We start from the raw sequence: 15,478 nt of genomic DNA on the forward strand, positions 1-15,478 counted from the left end.
GTCCATTGCAACTCTTTTCATAGCTAATTTGAATATCAATATGCTTTTGTCTTCTGCGAATGGTTGAATAATCCAGAGCTGTCCAATCTAATCCGCAAAGTTTAATCAAGCTTTGGACAAAGCCAGTCACCATGCATACAGAAAGACGAAATAAGGATTTAATCATGAGATAGCACTGAATGGCTATGTCAGAATAAGTTTGATTTCGACCATGTTTTCCTTGTGACTGCGAATATCATTGAATCTTAGTATCAAACCAAATTGTAAAATTACCATGATTGATCAAAGCATGATTGTAGGATGACCAATTCGGTGTACGATAAATTTAGGTGTAGGCTATTGCTGTATAAGACCTTATCGGTAGGTTTGCGCAACAAGGCCTCAAAATCCCACCTTAAAATGCAAATAGCAAAAAAACTCTACCATTCGATTGATTTCATTTTAGAAGTAATGAAATTAGTATCTGTTTGTAATGATATTTTATAAAATTCAATATTAGATCTGCAGAGAAAAACTTATCAAACTAAGTATTGGCTAGTCTTTTTCTTCGAAAAACTTATCAAACGAAGTATTAAGTTAATCTTTTTCTTCAACTTCTTCCTTAAACTCAAACAAATCATTCATCGTACAGTTAAAGTACTTACACAACTTATCGGCGACTGGTAATTCAATACGTACAGCACGGTCATAATACATACTTGTGAGCGTGTTGCGATTGATACCTGTTGCATGCACCACTTCACTTAATTTTAAAATTTTTCTATCGCCCATGAGGCTAGATAACTTACAAGTAATCATATTTAAATTAATTTACAAAAAATAACTTGCTGTGGGTTATTTGAAGTTGTTGACTGAGTAATACTTTGCTAAAATTAACCTACAGCAGGTTATTACAACTTATAGAAAGTATATTTTATCCATTTCAACTAAATTATAACTTTTTAAATATAAGGATTGAACCTGCATTAGATTATTTTGTGGAGATGACCGCCGTGTTACCAAATGAGTTATTGATCAGCCAGCAAGCTCGTGACTTAGGAAATCAATTAATTAAAGAAATGAACATCAATAGAAGTTATGGAATGGCTAATTTTCTTGGAGTAAATACTTGCTATGATAATCATCAGGCTGTACTTATTTGGACATTTCAACTGCTTGAAAGGGAACCTGCCTTAAATGAATTAGCAGAAATTAAAAAATATTTTCTTTTAATCTTTCCAGATAGTGTTTATCAATTAGCCTAAGTTGTTTTTAAAATTAATTTATTAAATAAAAAGCACTAAATCAAAGAAAGCTTTATTTAAAAATGCCTATTAATTCAAAAACATACCATTTACTGAATATATGAAGCATAGGTTCCTGCTCTATCACTCACTCGTACTAAAATTACATCGCTCTTTTTACTGATACTAAACAATTTATGTCCACGCCACGTTCTGCGGCTTCGAGGGCTAGTTTTTGTTGAACCACTGAGAACAAGGACAACAAACTGCCTACTATATTTTCCCGGAGAGTGGTGTAGGAACTTTTTCATTATTGCTAATCATATCAGCGACAACATCAGCAACGAGCTCCTCTATTCCTGAGAATGCTTTAGACTGATCCGCATCAAGCCAAGACAATGATGGAAACTCAGCACACAACCCAACATACTCATTATATTCTGCTGACCATGTAACACGGCAAGTATATTGTTTACTATCCATTTGAAACCCCATAATGTTTTAAGTCTATGTATAAAAGTACGATTTTCACTTAGCAGTACTTAAATAATCACCCCACCACTGCATCATTTCAGTCCGCTGGGCTAAATAGTCAGCGTGATTATAGCTGGCACGGGTACGGTTCTTATCAATATGTGAAAGTTGTGCCTCAATCCAGTTATCCTGGAACAAACCTGAGTCATTCAAAATGGTACTAAAAGTGGAACGTAGTCCATGAGAGGATAATTGATGTTTTCCATAGCCCATCTTACGTATAGCCATATTTAATGTATTAAAATGAATCGGTTGATTATGTTTCCGTGGGCTAGCAAAAATGTACTTTTCACCGTATGACCATTGCATGACGTCTTTTAAAATATCTAAAGCCTGATCTGAAAGTGGAACTAAGAAGTCGGGAATCTCATGGCCTAATATGACTTTTCGTCGAAACTGTTTAATATGCAAGGCAGGTATTTTCCAGATTTTTTCATTTAAATCAAAATGATGAGGCTCAGCCAATAACAATTCAGCCCCTCGCACGCCAGTATGTAATTTGAACAGCAGTGCTTTTTTAATAATCGGATGGGCATCCAATTTTAATAAATTTTTCTTAAAATCTGATATATCCTCCGCTTTCAAATACGGATAATTCTTCTTGATTTTACTGTTAATGGCGATTTTATTTAAACCATGCGCGATGTTGAATTCACAATAACCCATCGCTACAGCGTAGTCATAAATTTGGTTCAAATAACTACAAGCTTTCTTGACAGGTTCTTTTACTTGGCGTCCCTCTATTTTTTTGATTACTGAAACCAGGTCATAACGCTTGATGTTTTGAAAAGGTAAATCCTGAAGGTCTGGATAAATATCTTGCTGTAAACATCTTTCTGCTAACTGTAGTACACCGCAGCGGGGTGAATCATTAAATGCATTTTTCAGTTTGAACTGCAGCCACTCCTCCCCTACCTTACGAAAGGTGATGACATTAGAGACAGTATCATGCTCAAAACAATAATTATTGTCTTTAAAGTCATCTTTGACTTGTCGTGCCTTTTTCAGCGATAAATCAGGATAAAGCCCCAACTGAATGCGGCGACGTTTTTTTGTTTGTGGATCTGTATAGCGATAGCACCAAGATTTTCTTCCAGTCGGCTCAATCTTCAGGCTAAGTCCATCTTCATCGGATAAAAAACAAGTTTTTTCCTTGCAATGAGCTTGGCGAACTTTAATTTCAGTAAGACTCATGAAATTTAAATGAAACCTATCAGCGGATTGACGAGATCCATTATATCAAAATAGAAGAAAATATATATGATGCGTATGATACGCATCATATATTTTTATAAGTATTTGTTAAATAAAGTTTATATATAGATTGGCTATTCCTTAGTGACCAATTAATTAACCATTGATTTCGCAAGTCTTAAATTAACATTTGAAGTGCAACTCTATGTTATGACTATTCACAGTTCTGTTCCATGATTCATGGTTACTTATTACTTATGTTACTATGTCAGGGGCGATACAAGAATTAAGGTAACCTTATGAAAATAGCGAATACGAAATTACTAGCTGGTGCTTTTATGACCCTAACTTTAACTATGCTTAGCCCTGCCGCACTTGCAAATGATAACAATGATATACGAAAGACTGTTGTAGTTAAGTTTGCTAAAAAAGCTTACTCTGCAAATTATTACGGAAGGATAGATGGATACAAGTATGATTCCTACAAATTTTATGCTAAAAAAGGGCAAAAGTTAAAAGTGAGGTTGACTGGAGGAAATGTTGAAACTTACTTATGGGGTAATCAATTAAAAGACTCCATCAATCTTGGAGAATATTCTCCAAAGCTTGATGATAATGGTATTTATATTTTACCTGCTTCAGGTGAGTATGAAATTAGAGTATTACAACCTAGATCACAGGCAAGAAAAGATAAAAAACCTCAATACTGGATGAGTATTAACATTAAATAAAGACTTGCTAGATTCGTTTAAACTTTTATACAAGGGTTCAAAAACTATTGCCAGTTAAACGGGGCGTGATTTTTACGTATATGCGTTTATGTTAGTAAAATGATGTAGTTTACTTGTTTAATACCCCGAGGAATAATTTAATCTTGCTGTGCGTTAGTCACGTTTCTTTCTTTCAGAAGTTGATTATATCTTTCAACGTAACCGTCGTGATATTCAAACTCTTTTGATAGGAATTTGATGGGAAGAATAGGCGAAACTTGTCTTAAATAATGGTAATTCCTTATCTTTAAAATAGAGAACGCCCGATGAAATTCATTAGGCGTTTAATTTAAATAAGTGTCAGCTTATTTTATAACTAGATGTACTTGACAATCACGATTCTTTTTCTAAATTGCCTTTAAAAAATCAATCTTGCTATTTTTGACTTTTCACACCATTTTGTTCAATTTGTACTGCGGCTTGCCAGCTAGGTAGTTGGCTTAAACCTGCTACATAACGTTGGATATGGGGATAATTTTCACCTTGTCCCATATGATAAACTAAAGCATGTAGTCCAAAGCCCATCATAAAGTCAGCACCGGTTAAACGGTCTGCCACTAGAAATTCTTTATCTTTTAAATATTCATTTAAATGGCCGAATACTTTATCGAACTCAACTTGAGTATAATTTTCTAGAAATACCAACTTCGTACCCTGCTTGGTTTCAATCGCATTAAACGTTTTTAATAAAAATGGCAGCATGGCAGAGCTTTCTGAGAAATGAATCCACTGTAGATAATCGACATAGGTAGGTTCATCCATATCTGGTGCTAAATGCGGCGCAAGTTTCTGAATTAATAACTCAACGATTGCGCCTGACTCTGCAATAACTTTGCCATCCCATTCCAATACTGGAGATTTCCCTAAAGGATGGATGTTTTTTAAAGATTCAGGGGCCAAATGCGTGCTTGAGTCACGATAATAGCTTTTCAGCTCATAGGGCTGCTTGATTTCTTCAAGTAACCACAAAATGCGAAAAGAACGTGATTGATCTAAATGATGTAGTGTAATCATAATATTCCTATTTTTTTAAATTTTTACAACCACTTTGCCAAAGTTTTTGCCTTTTAACATACCATTGAAAGCATTGATCGTGTTATCTAAACCTTGCACCATATGCTCTTTATATTTGATTTTTCTGTCTTTCAACCATTCAGACATTTGCTGATTGAATTCCGGATACTGATTGCCATAATCATCAAAAATAATAAAGCCTTGCATGCGAATACGCTTTCTTAAAAGAGTGGAAATAAAGCCAGGTAAACGGTCTGGCCCTTGTGCTTGCTCGGTAGCGTTATACTGCGAAACCACACCACACACCGGTACACGTGCCGCAGAGTTAAGCAATGGCCATACCGCATCAAACACTTTACCCCCTACATTCTCATAATAAATATCAATACCGTTGGGAACTGCTTGTTGTAATTGTTCTGCAAAATTTTCATCATGATAATTGATACAAGCATCGAAACCGAGTTCTTGTACTGCATAATGGCATTTTTCAGCCCCACCTGCGACGCCAACCACGCGACAACCTTTAAGTTTGCCAATTTGTCCAACTGTAGCACCAACAGGTCCCGTTGCAGCTGCAACGACTAAAGTTTCACCGGCTTTAGGCTGACCAATGTCCAACAACCCCATATAAGCAGTAAAGCCAGGCATCCCCAAAATACCCAATGCCCAAGATGGATGTTCGGGTTGCATACCTAAGCTTTGACATGCAGTCCCATCAGAAATTGCGTAGCCCTGCCAACCATTTCCAGAAAGAACCCACTCGCCTTCTTTGAATTTTGGGTTTTTAGAGGCCATCACTTGACTGACTGTTCCACCGACCATCACTTCGCCAATTTCAACCGGTGCTGCATATGAGGGAGCATCACTCATGCGACCACGCATATAAGGATCGAGTGACAAGTAAATGGTTTTTAACAATATCTCGCCTTGTTTAAGTTCATTGAGCTCAACTTGCTCAATACGAAAATCGCTGTGTTTTGGCTCACCCACTGGCCGTTTAGCTAAAACGATGCGTTGATTAATAACTGTTTTCACACATATAACTCCATGTTTTATTTAAAAGTATTTCTCTTCATAATCAAAAATTATGATTAAAATTTCTTTACATCCATTGTAGATGAGTTATAATAAAAAACAATACGACTGGTCTATTTTTTTTACAATAGAGTAAATAATTAATATGAAGCCTACTCCTATTAAAAAGTCTGAAGCGAAGCGCTTACACATTCTTAACACCAGTTCAGACCTGATTTTGCATAAAGGTTTTACTGGCGTAGGATTACAGGAAATTTTACAGAGCTGTGAAATCCCTAAAGGCTCGTTTTATCATTATTTCCAATCCAAGGAAGCTTTCGGATGTGAATTGGTACAGCATTATGTAGATAATTACCAAGTCCGTTTAAATGATGTATGGCGTAGTGATAAATCCCCTTATCAAAAGCTGATTGAGTATTTTAATTTATGGATAGAAGATCCTGAAACACAGTGTGGTTGGGCGGATAGCTGTTTAATTGTGAAACTTGCCGCAGAAGTTGCCGATCTATCTGAAGATATGCGCTCCATTATGTCCGCTGGCGTCGATGATGTAATCCAACGGATTGCTGGTTTAATTGATTTGGGAAAACAGGATCAGTCTATCCAAGCAGATACCGAGGCCTCGACGTTGGCACAAGTACTTTACCAAATGTGGTTAGGTGCAGCATTACTGAGTAAGTTGCAAAAAGATAAAACACCATTACATCAAGCGCTGAGAGCAACTAAATTTCTATTAAAAAGTAAAGATTCATAAAAATTAATTAAATATCAACCACATAATTCATAATAGCAGTCCAATGATTACATATTATTGTATTGCTATTAGATCAATTTACAATCCATGAATGAGTATAGCGCACAATGAATTCTCCTTCTAAAGCCCTCATGACTCGTATTTTAGTTGGATATTTAGGCTTATATCCCACACTATTACTGGTACTCACTTTATTAAAGCCAATTACTCAGCATCAAAGTTTCCCGATGATGGTGTTGATTGAAGTCATAGTATTAGTGCCAGTAACGCAACTGATTTCTTTCCCACTGGCAGGTTGGCTCATTACACAGCTAAAAAATTTTAAGAATTTGTTTTAAGAAGAATTTATGCTGGCAACAGCAATCCTAAGTCCTTATTTTGCCAACCACAAAGGTTGGCAAAATAACTCACTTAGTCAATACTAATCTGCGTAAGCTGGATAATCAATATAGCCTTTTTCTGTCCCACCATACATAGTGCTTGCATCTACTGGATTCAATGGCCAGCCATTGGCGATGCGATCGGGTAAATCTGGATTCGCAATAAATGGGCGTCCAAATGCAATTAAATCGGCCAGTCCTGCCTCTAAAATTCGAGTCCCTCTTTCTGCCGTATATCGACCTGCATAAATAATCCGACCACTGAAAGTGTCTCTGACATCTCTACGAAAATCATGAGGAAGTTCTGGTGCATTATCCCAATCAGCTTCTGCAATCGATAAATAGGCAATCCCAACTTCTTCAAGTATTTTTATGGCTTCAATATAAGTCACATGTGGATCATCTTCAACCAACCCTATGTAAACACGATCTTCCTCTGTACTTTCAAATAGCGGGGCAAAACGCACTCCTAAACGATCTGCACCAACCACCTCAGCAACTGCCTCTACTACTTCACGTAAAAAACGCAAACGATTGTTTAGTGATCCACCATATTCATCTTCACGGTGGTTACTATGTGCAGAGATAAATTGATTCACCAAATAACCATTTGCACAATGAATTTCAACTCCATCAAAACCAGCAGCCAAGGCATTGCGTGCTGCTTGAGCATAGAGTTGCACTAATTCTTTAACTTCTGCATTGCTTAAAGCACGTGGCATTGAAGGATCAGCCAAGGTCCCAGCATTAGGCCCGGTCTCAATAAACACTTTAACATTACTATCAGCCCTAATAGCCGAGGGTGCGACCGGTGATGCATGATTAGGTTGCAAAGATGTATGTGAAACACGCCCAACATGCCAAAGTTGTGCAAAAATAATGCCTCCTTTAGCATGCACTGCTTCAGTCACTTTACGCCATCCAGCAATCTGTTCAGGGCTGTAAATACCGGGAGTCCAAGCATAGCCTTGACCACGTGGCTCGATTTGCGTACCTTCGGTGACCATAAATCCTGCCCCGGCACGCTGTTGATAATAGGTTGCCATCAGTTCATTTGGAATATTCCCTGGCTGAGTACTGCGCGACCGCGTTAATGGTGGCAATACAATACGGTTTCGCAAAACATAAGGGCCTAAGCTTAAGTTTTGAAAAAGTATGCTGTCTTTCACTTCATTGTATCCAAGTAATCATGACTTAATTGATCTAAATTAAAAAATACCCTTCCTTCCTGTATATAGAAAAATAAAGGAAAGAAAGCTATTAACTCAGACCCTCCACCATTAAGTGAGGGTTATTTTGCTTATTGCGCCCGTTGCTCAGAGTCAGAAGTTATTCACTGCTAAGCACCACAACAGACGCTAGCTACTCTTTATTTCAACAATTGAAGTAATGCTGTAGCAGTTGCAGCAGAAGAGGCTGGATTTTGTCCAGTAACCAGCAAGCCATCTACTTGAACATGTACTTGCCAATCATCTACTTTAGAATAATGACCACCATTTTCTTTAAGCATGTCTTCGACTAAAAATGGTACAATTTCAGTCAAGCCTACAGCAGCCTCCTCAGTATTGCTAAAACCAGTGACTAATTTACCGCTGACTAAAGGCGCTCCATTACTCGCTTTCACATGACGAAGAACACCTGGGGCATGACACACTGCTGCAACAGGTTTGCCAGACTGAATCGCCTGTTCAATCAGAGAAATTGAAATCGGATCTTCTGCTAAATCCCACAATGGACCATGCCCGCCTGGATAAAACACTGCATCATAATCAGCTACAGAAATTTCGCTAAGTTTATGCGTCTGTGCCAATGCTTGCATTGCAGTTGGATCAGCTTCAAAACGATGAGTGGCTTCAGTTTGCGCATCGGCTAAATTACTTTTAGGATCTAGTGGTGGCTGCCCACCTTGAGGCGACGCCAGCGTAACTTCAGCACCAGAGTCAATAAAGGTGTAATACGGTGCAGCAAGTTCTTCTAGCCAGAAACCTGTTTTCTTACCAGTATTGCCAAGTTGATCATGTGAGGTTAAAACGACTAAAATTTTCATGTTATTTCTCCGATAATTTTCATGATTGAGGAGCATTGTTGCATGATCACTTGCTGTGTGGCGTGAGCATGCCAGATAGCTTATTTAGATGCTCGTCGCAAGAATTTGGCGACTGATCTCTAATGAAACATTTTTGTGTTCGCCTAGCTGTGTCAGATTGTGTGATTTAAGTTGCGTAATGATGATCTCAATATCTGTCTCCCCCAGTCCATAATCGCTAAGACGAGTCGGCAATCCAAGTTGCTCAAAGAAGGCTCGAGTACGAGCAATAGCCGTATCAATACGTTGTTCTTCATCACCTTCGACAATCTGCCAGACACGAGCTGCATACTGTAGTAATTTTTCTCGCTTCTCTTGACGACGCACTTGTAGATTGGCCGGCAACACAATGGCCAAGGTACGAGCATGATCAATACCATGTAAAGCCGTGAGCTCATGTCCAATCAAATGGGTTGACCAATCTTGTGGTACACCAGCTCCAATCAGCCCATTCAGTGCCATGCTAGCAGACCACATCAAATTCGCACGCGTGTCATAATCTGCTGAATCTTCCAAGATTTTCGGTCCAATCTCAATCAGAGTTTGCAATAGACCTTCGGCAAAACGATCTTGTACTTGTACATTCACAGGGTAAGTTAAGTACTGTTCAATGACATGAACAAATGCATCCACCACACCATTAGCCAACTGGCGCGTCGGCAAGCTAAAGGTTTTATTCGGATCTAGTACGGAAAATTGCGGAAAAACATAGGGACTGCTAAATGACAATTTGGCTTGGGTCGATTTTCTAGTTACTACACCACCGCTATTCATTTCTGAACCAGTTGCCGGAAGGGTGAGTACACTCGCAAAAGGCAAAGCTTGAGTAATTTTAGTACCATGGGTTTCTAAAATCTCCCATGTATCCCCTGTATAATTGACTGCTGCTGCAATAAATTTAGTACCATCAATTACCGATCCACCACCGACAGCCATCAAGAAATCAATCTTTTGTTCTCGAATCAGCTCTACAGCTTTCATGAGGGTTTCATAACTCGGATTCGGCTCAATTCCGCCAAATTCATGAATTTCTCTTGCACCTAATGCTTCACGCACTTCAGCTAAAGTACCATTCTTACGTGCACTTTCACCACCAAATAACATTAACACTTTTGCTTCTGTAGGCACATAGTCATTGATTTCAGCTATTGTATCGCCACCAAAAATAATGCGGGTCGGATTATAAAAGTTAAAATTCAGCATATTTTTATCCTAGGATGATCAGCTAATTGATTTGAAAAGCCACCGTTATTCATCAAATAAACTTTAAAAAATTGGACAATACTGCGGCTTTTGCCTACACCATGTGCTAACTATACATAAAAATAGACCAGTCGTCTATTTTTTAAAAAATTATTTCAGCTTGCCAACTTGAGTGATGCTTAAACAAATTCAGGCTTGTTCTATACCACTTTTATTATTGATGTATTTTCACGAGCGATTGTTGGATGGAAGATATCAACACGTATGACTATTGACATGGTCGTGAACGCATTGGCTGAAACAGTGAATGGCTCATAGAAAATAGCAATGATTAAATATTTTAAAAGCAGATTGGCAAGGTTTAGCAGATGTACAAATGCAGCGCTAAATTAGATAGATTGGTTCAATATAAGGCATGTGGATTCATTCGTTTATTTACCCTGTTTTGGATATTGACCCATGTAAACGATGAGATTAAGCCAATAAATAAAGTAGCCCAACTTGAATAAAAAGCCTCTGACAAACCTCACAGGGTTGAAGTGCTGCCTTTCATTCAAAATTTCAGGCAGCACACTCATACATTTAAGCGTCGGTTTAAGCTGGTAGTTTACTCGCCAAAACATCTACTTTTTCAATAGACGGTGGCTCTGAAAATAGCTCTTCGGCCTGAGCCATCAAAGCAGCTGCAACCTTGCCAGATAAATGCGCTTGGCGACCCGCCTCATCAGGAAATGCATCAAAAATACCAAATGTTGTAGGTCCAAGACGTAGGCCAAACCACGCAACGGTCGCAGGTTCTTCCATTACAATAGGTAAACCGGCTTTAAGGAAAGCTTCCACTTCTTCTTCTTTACCCGGTTTAGCTTCAAGACGCACATATAAAGCTGTTTTAAGCATGACTAAAACTCCACAATTGATTAGAATTCAAACTGATTCTGACATTGCTAATGTATGCATGTCAGAAAGTTTTGTTGTATAAAAGTTAAAAAAATTTCCCATAGCTGAGCCAAAATTTAGGTTTTTATTTCGACATAATGCTATGAATTTATTCAAGTTAATATCATTAACATTTGAATCAAAAATCAAGATATGAGATGATTAAATTCAATCTTAGTTATATAAGGATCAATTGACTCTACCTTAGCTTTATAAGCTGACCTCTTCATCTGGAGATTATATTGCTCAAGAAGCATTCAAGAACAACATGTATATCCTCATATCTATGAAAGTTTTTTTGCTAGGAATTTGCTGTGAAACTCTATATGTTTCTCTATAAAGCTCGCAATGAAGTAATAGCTATGGTCATACCCTTCTCTTAGGTTAAGTGTAAGAGGATATTCTTGTTCCAAACAAATATCACTAAGCAGCTTAGGTCTTAACTGTTCTTCAAGAAAATCATCAGCTGTTCCCTGATCGACTAAAATAGGTAAATGAACTTCCGCGTTTTTGATTAATTCAATCGCATCATAGCTTTTCCATAAAGTTTCGTTTTCACCTAGGTAGTGTGTGAAAGCCTTTTTCCCCCAAGGTACTTGGCTAGGTGCAACAATTGGTGCAAAAGCAGAAATACTTTTATACAGCTCAGGGTTTTTTAACCCAATGACTAATGCACCATGACCACCCATGCTATGCCCCATAATGCTTTGGACTTGGTTGGTCGGAAAATTCAGGTCAATCAGATTTCTGAGCTCTTCCACAATATAATCATACATTTTGAAATGCTGTGACCAGGGTGCTTGTGTTGCATTCACATAGAATCCTGCACCTTGGCCTAAATCATAATCTGCATGATCTGGTACATCTTCTCCACGTGGGCTGGTATCTGGTGCAACAATAATGACTTTATGTTCAGCCGCATACTTTTGTGCTCCGGCTTTAGTAATAAAGTTCTGTTCGTTGCAAGTCAGCCCTGATAACCAATATAAAACTGGCAACTGCTCATCTTTGTCATGAGGTGGCAGATATATTGAGAATTTCATTGAACAGTTTAATGCTGTTGACTGATGGCAATACACTTCTTGCGATCCACCAAAAGAAGCATGTTTCTCAATTATTTCCATAATCAATTACCTATGTTGAGCAAGACTTCATGAGAAATCGAGTAAACAAAGAGTCTGTCATTCTCCACAGAGAATAGTGATTAAGATTTAAAATGTAGGCAGGTTTGTTGAACCTATACACGATGCCTACACAGATAGATGGGTTTTACAGATAATGTGCCGTTTTAGAGGATTCCATGCATGTCATTCATGATGCACATGCATGGAAAACTATAAGGTCTGACGGAATTATTCGTAATGAATTACAGTACGAATTGACTTACCTTCATGCATTAGATCAAAGGCTTCATTGATCTGATCCAAGCCCATCGTATGTGTCACAAATGGTTCTAATTGAATTTTACCTTTCATGGCATCTTCAACCATTCCTGGAAGTTGCGTACGACCTTTTACGCCACCAAACGCAGAACCTAGCCATTTACGACCAGTAACCAGTTGGAATGGACGGGTAGAGATTTCTTGACCTGCGCCAGCTACACCAATAATTACAGATTGTCCCCAGCCACGGTGTGCACTTTCAAGGGCTGCACGCATTACATTCACGTTGCCAATACATTCAAATGAATGATCTACACCCCAACCAGTCATTTCGACAATGACTTGCTGGATTGGTTTATCGTAGTCTTTAGGGTTCAAGAAGTCCGTTGCGCCAAACTCTTTTGCCAGCACAAATTTATCTGGATTCATGTCAACCACAATAATACGTCCTGCTTTAGCTTGACGTGCGGCTTGTACGACTGCTAGACCAATACCACCTAAACCAAAGACCGCAACACTATCACCTTCTTGTACTTTAGCCGTGTTGTGTACTGCACCGATACCCGTTGTTACACCACAACCTAGTAAGCAGACATGTTCGTGATTGGCTTCAGGATTGATTTTAGCCAATGATACTTCTGCCACTACCGTGTATTCACTGAACGTTGAGCAGCCCATATAGTGGTAAATCGGTTGACCATTGTAGGAAAAACGAGTGGTGCCATCTGGCATTACGCCTCTACCTTGAGTTTCTCGAACGGAAATACACAAGTTCGATTTTCCAGATTTACAGAATAGGCACTCGCCACATTCAGCGGTGTAAAGTGGAATTACATGATCACCTGGTTTGACGCTAGTCACGCCTTCACCAACCTCAACTACGACACCAGCACCTTCATGCCCGAGAATAGCCGGAAAAACGCCTTCAGGATCATCGCCAGATAAAGTAAATGCGTCTGTATGACACACACCGGTATGGGAAATCTTGATTAATACTTCACCTTTCTTCGGTGGTGCAACATCAACTTCAACAATTTGAAGAGGTTGACCAGGACCAAACGCAACGGCAGCACGTGACTTCATGGAATAATTCCTTATACAGATCTATTTTAAATATGATTTTAGAATCTTGGCGATTTCAGCCAATTCTTCTTTTCGTTGTTGTTCTGTGGTTTCACCTGATACTAAAGTGTCCTTTAAATGAACCTCTAACATCTCATTCATTAGACCATTAATAGCACCACGCACAGAGCATATTTGTTGCAGAATCGCACCACATTCCACATTGTCTTCTAGCGCTTTTTCAATCGCTTGTGTCTGACCTTTGATCTTTCTGACGCGTAGAAGAATCTTTTTTTTGTCTTCGACCTGATTAGGCATCAGACCTCCTTATTTGCTAGCATTGATACTATAGTACCCCATAGTATAAAAAAGAACAATATTTTTTATAAACCTTAAAAATTTAGGTAGTGTTTCAAAAAGTATGCTGAGATTAAATGAAGTCACTATTGGCTCTGCAATTGGATGCTATAATTAACTTTCCGAATCTTTACAATAGCTTATAAAATTAAACTTCTAACATACTCCCCCCACTTTCAACTAACTCTTTACGAAACATGTTTCTCAGGGATTTTAAAAGCAAAAGCTCTTAGGCGACTTCCTCACGGATTTAGGCATGCTTTCTGCTTCACAAAGCGACCTTTACCGCATCTTTCCTCCACAGACAAAGTGGTATGTCCTACCGCTAGAATATTGCGAGAAGCATTAATATCCGTATTCTTGCTAAAGCCACACTCAATACTGAACTAACACATCTAATCCGATACCTTATTTTGCAATTATTTCCCTCAATACCTATAGTGAAAAACTTACCAATACTTTGCTGACAGTCTTTAAATGCAGTGATAAAACTATCCCATTGATTACTTGAAATTCGGGTATAGTGAATACTTAACTGTTTCAACTTTTCCTTTAGTCGTTGGACTATAGCTATATCTCTTTTACCCCAAACATAAGTAACAATTTCTCCTGTTTTTTTCAGCACATATCACTTTTCAAAGTAGTGAACCGTACCGGGTTTGTCGGAGAGTCAATATTCTGAGAGACTATCCCGATGACAAAATTAAAATATACCCCTGAAATCAGAGAAAGAGCGGTTCAATTATTGATTGAATCTGAAAAAGATTATCCATCGAATTGGGCTGCGATCACCGCTATTGCTCCCAAGATAGGTTGTAGTCCTGAAACACTACGTGTTTGGTATCAAAAATATTTAGATAAACAAAATCCAGTTAAAGTACAGCAGCTTTCAGACCAAGAACGTATCAAACAACTCGAACGCGAAAATAAAGAACTGCAACGCGCCAATGAGATTCTACGTAAAGCAGCCGCTTTTTTCGCCCAGGCGGAGCTCGACCGCCCACACAAATAATGGTGGATTTTATCCATAATAATAAACAGCTGTACGGAGTCGAGGCGATTTGTAGAATTTTACCGATCGCACCTTCAACCTATTACCGGACTTTAGATCTCACAGTAAATCCAGAACATCGAGCGAAACGAGATTTACATGACTTGCATCATGCTGAGGAGATCAAGCGAATTTGGAAAGAAAGTTCAGGTCGATACGGTGTGCGTAAGGTCTGGCAACAACTGAAACGTGAAGGCTATGTGATTGCACGTTGTACAGTTGCTCGATTGATGCAGAAGCTAGGTATACAAGGTGTTTGGCGTGGTAAGAATAAACAAACTACCCGTAGCCGAGATGACCAAAAACGGGCAGATGATTTAGTGAAACGTAATTTTAGTGCTGATCATCCAAACCAACTATGGGTCGGTGACTTTACGTATATTCAAACTCATTCAGGCTGGGTCTATACCGCCTTTATTATTGATGTGTTTTCACGAGCAATTGTTGGATGGAAAGTATCTACACGGATGAATACAGATATGGTGCTCGATGCATTG

16 protein-coding genes, 5 pseudogenes and 1 other annotated feature are annotated in these 15,478 nt (G+C 38.5%); of the genes and pseudogenes, 6 read left to right on the forward strand and 15 right to left on the reverse strand.

The genetic code is table 11. The annotated features are described in order from the left end of the window. A pseudogene (locus WA249_RS18380) lies at positions 1-325 on the reverse strand (transposase); the annotation flags it as partial. Between the two features lie 251 nt (positions 326-576). Beyond that, positions 577-798, reverse strand: a complete 222-nt coding sequence (locus tag WA249_RS18385) for a helix-turn-helix domain-containing protein (RefSeq protein ID WP_004658364.1) — start codon at positions 796-798, stop codon at positions 577-579. Between the two features lie 194 nt (positions 799-992). Here WA249_RS18385 and WA249_RS18390 point away from each other — a divergent pair, with 194 nt between their 5' ends. Continuing rightward, entirely contained in the window at positions 993-1,244 is a 252-nt protein-coding gene (locus tag WA249_RS18390) for a hypothetical protein (protein WP_004658363.1), read from the forward strand. A 252-nt stretch (positions 1,245-1,496) separates the two neighbouring features. Here WA249_RS18390 and WA249_RS18395 read toward each other — a convergent pair whose 3' ends face one another. Both WA249_RS18395 and WA249_RS18400 read right to left on the reverse strand, forming a co-directional pair. Beyond that, on the reverse strand, positions 1,497-1,718 hold the full coding sequence (locus WA249_RS18395) for a hypothetical protein (RefSeq protein WP_001986288.1): 222 nt from the start codon (positions 1,716-1,718) through the stop codon (positions 1,497-1,499). Between the two features lie 33 nt (positions 1,719-1,751). Then, on the reverse strand, positions 1,752-2,951 hold the full coding sequence (locus WA249_RS18400; RefSeq protein WP_000059658.1) for a tyrosine-type recombinase/integrase: 1,200 nt from the start codon (positions 2,949-2,951) through the stop codon (positions 1,752-1,754). Between the two features lie 299 nt (positions 2,952-3,250). Here WA249_RS18400 and WA249_RS18405 point away from each other — a divergent pair, with 299 nt between their 5' ends. Then, positions 3,251-3,682, forward strand: coding sequence for a PPC domain-containing protein (locus WA249_RS18405; RefSeq protein WP_000684953.1), 432 nt, complete (start codon positions 3,251-3,253; stop codon positions 3,680-3,682). Between the two features lie 414 nt (positions 3,683-4,096). On the opposite strand, the gene WA249_RS18410 is transcribed toward WA249_RS18405, so the two are convergent. Beyond that, positions 4,097-4,735, reverse strand: a complete 639-nt coding sequence (locus tag WA249_RS18410) for a glutathione S-transferase family protein (RefSeq protein WP_000631290.1) — start codon at positions 4,733-4,735, stop codon at positions 4,097-4,099. A gap of 15 nt (positions 4,736-4,750) precedes the next feature. Further along, positions 4,751-5,770 carry an NADP-dependent oxidoreductase gene (locus WA249_RS18415; protein ID WP_000859510.1) on the reverse strand — a complete coding sequence of 340 codons (1,020 nt, stop codon included), beginning with the start codon at positions 5,768-5,770 and terminating at the stop codon, positions 4,751-4,753. 145 nt (positions 5,771-5,915) lie between these two features. Here WA249_RS18415 and WA249_RS18420 point away from each other — a divergent pair, with 145 nt between their 5' ends. Continuing rightward, the gene (locus WA249_RS18420) at positions 5,916-6,524 is read left to right on the forward strand and encodes a TetR/AcrR family transcriptional regulator (protein ID WP_006581596.1); all 609 of its coding nucleotides are present in this window, start codon (positions 5,916-5,918) and stop codon (positions 6,522-6,524) included. A 107-nt stretch (positions 6,525-6,631) separates the two neighbouring features. Further along, positions 6,632-6,862 (forward strand): hypothetical protein, encoded by a 231-nt coding sequence (locus tag WA249_RS18425; protein ID WP_001087973.1) that lies wholly within the window; start codon positions 6,632-6,634, stop codon positions 6,860-6,862. 83 nt (positions 6,863-6,945) lie between these two features. Here the strand turns inward: WA249_RS18425 and WA249_RS18430 are convergent, their stop codons facing one another. The 3 genes from WA249_RS18430 to WA249_RS18440 form a co-directional block, all read right to left on the reverse strand. Next, positions 6,946-8,073 (reverse strand): alkene reductase, encoded by a 1,128-nt coding sequence (locus WA249_RS18430; RefSeq protein ID WP_000655271.1) that lies wholly within the window; start codon positions 8,071-8,073, stop codon positions 6,946-6,948. A 200-nt stretch (positions 8,074-8,273) separates the two neighbouring features. Next, a complete protein-coding gene (locus tag WA249_RS18435; protein ID WP_000699624.1) occupies positions 8,274-8,951 on the reverse strand; it encodes a type 1 glutamine amidotransferase domain-containing protein in 678 nt (225 codons plus the stop codon). A gap of 84 nt (positions 8,952-9,035) precedes the next feature. Further along, positions 9,036-10,193: an iron-containing alcohol dehydrogenase gene (locus WA249_RS18440; RefSeq protein ID WP_006582026.1), complete on the reverse strand. Its 1,158-nt coding sequence runs from the start codon at positions 10,191-10,193 to the stop codon at positions 9,036-9,038. 183 nt (positions 10,194-10,376) lie between these two features. On the opposite strand from WA249_RS18440, the pseudogene WA249_RS18445 reads away from it, so the two are divergent. Next, positions 10,377-10,702, forward strand: a pseudogene (locus WA249_RS18445) (IS3 family transposase); the annotation flags it as partial. Positions 10,703-10,787: 85 nt separating this feature from the next. Here WA249_RS18445 and WA249_RS18450 read toward each other — a convergent pair. From WA249_RS18450 to WA249_RS18470, 6 genes and pseudogenes are all read right to left on the reverse strand, one after another. After that, positions 10,788-11,090: a putative quinol monooxygenase gene (locus WA249_RS18450; protein WP_000920559.1), complete on the reverse strand. Its 303-nt coding sequence runs from the start codon at positions 11,088-11,090 to the stop codon at positions 10,788-10,790. 323 nt (positions 11,091-11,413) lie between these two features. After that, positions 11,414-12,253, reverse strand: coding sequence for an S-formylglutathione hydrolase (gene fghA / locus WA249_RS18455; protein ID WP_006582027.1), 840 nt, complete (start codon positions 12,251-12,253; stop codon positions 11,414-11,416). A gap of 228 nt (positions 12,254-12,481) precedes the next feature. Next, positions 12,482-13,594 (reverse strand): S-(hydroxymethyl)glutathione dehydrogenase/class III alcohol dehydrogenase, encoded by a 1,113-nt coding sequence (locus WA249_RS18460; protein ID WP_000842147.1) that lies wholly within the window; start codon positions 13,592-13,594, stop codon positions 12,482-12,484. Between the two features lie 21 nt (positions 13,595-13,615). Then, positions 13,616-13,891, reverse strand: a complete 276-nt coding sequence (locus WA249_RS18465) for a metal/formaldehyde-sensitive transcriptional repressor (RefSeq protein ID WP_001133624.1) — start codon at positions 13,889-13,891, stop codon at positions 13,616-13,618. A gap of 268 nt (positions 13,892-14,159) precedes the next feature. Next, a pseudogene (locus tag WA249_RS18995) lies at positions 14,160-14,310 on the reverse strand (RNA-guided endonuclease InsQ/TnpB family protein); the annotation flags it as partial. Positions 14,311-14,324: 14 nt separating this feature from the next. Continuing rightward, positions 14,325-14,549: pseudogene (locus WA249_RS18470) on the reverse strand (IS1 family transposase); the annotation flags it as partial. 75 nt (positions 14,550-14,624) lie between these two features. On the opposite strand from WA249_RS18470, the pseudogene WA249_RS18475 reads away from it, so the two are divergent. Further along, positions 14,625-15,478, forward strand: a pseudogene (locus tag WA249_RS18475) (IS3 family transposase); the annotation flags it as partial. Beyond that, positions 14,900-15,016 (forward strand) — a sequence feature (AL1L pseudoknot). Its footprint overlaps the pseudogene before it by 117 nt.

The sequence above is a fragment of the Acinetobacter sp. 161(2023) genome (assembly GCF_037027805.1).
GTDB lineage: Bacteria > Pseudomonadota > Gammaproteobacteria > Pseudomonadales > Moraxellaceae > Acinetobacter.

Bases quoted from the DNA above. Each gene is read 5' to 3' on its own strand.
- WA249_RS18385 (WP_004658364.1), bottom strand. From the start codon at position 798: ATGATTACTTGTAAGTTATCTAGCCTCATGGGCGATAGAAAAATTTTA.
- WA249_RS18395 (WP_001986288.1), bottom strand. From the start codon at position 1,718: ATGGGGTTTCAAATGGATAGTAAACAATATACTTGCCGTGTTACATGG.
- WA249_RS18400 (WP_000059658.1), bottom strand. From the start codon at position 2,951: ATGAGTCTTACTGAAATTAAAGTTCGCCAAGCTCATTGCAAGGAAAAA.
- WA249_RS18405 (WP_000684953.1), top strand. From the start codon at position 3,251: ATGAAAATAGCGAATACGAAATTACTAGCTGGTGCTTTTATGACCCTA.
- WA249_RS18410 (WP_000631290.1), bottom strand. From the start codon at position 4,735: ATGATTACACTACATCATTTAGATCAATCACGTTCTTTTCGCATTTTG.
- WA249_RS18420 (WP_006581596.1), top strand. From the start codon at position 5,916: ATGAAGCCTACTCCTATTAAAAAGTCTGAAGCGAAGCGCTTACACATT.
- WA249_RS18425 (WP_001087973.1), top strand. From the start codon at position 6,632: ATGAATTCTCCTTCTAAAGCCCTCATGACTCGTATTTTAGTTGGATAT.
- WA249_RS18435 (WP_000699624.1), bottom strand. From the start codon at position 8,951: ATGAAAATTTTAGTCGTTTTAACCTCACATGATCAACTTGGCAATACT.
- WA249_RS18440 (WP_006582026.1), bottom strand. From the start codon at position 10,193: ATGCTGAATTTTAACTTTTATAATCCGACCCGCATTATTTTTGGTGGC.
- WA249_RS18450 (WP_000920559.1), bottom strand. From the start codon at position 11,090: ATGCTTAAAACAGCTTTATATGTGCGTCTTGAAGCTAAACCGGGTAAA.
- fghA (WP_006582027.1), bottom strand. From the start codon at position 12,253: ATGGAAATAATTGAGAAACATGCTTCTTTTGGTGGATCGCAAGAAGTG.
- WA249_RS18460 (WP_000842147.1), bottom strand. From the start codon at position 13,594: ATGAAGTCACGTGCTGCCGTTGCGTTTGGTCCTGGTCAACCTCTTCAA.
- WA249_RS18465 (WP_001133624.1), bottom strand. From the start codon at position 13,891: ATGCCTAATCAGGTCGAAGACAAAAAAAAGATTCTTCTACGCGTCAGA.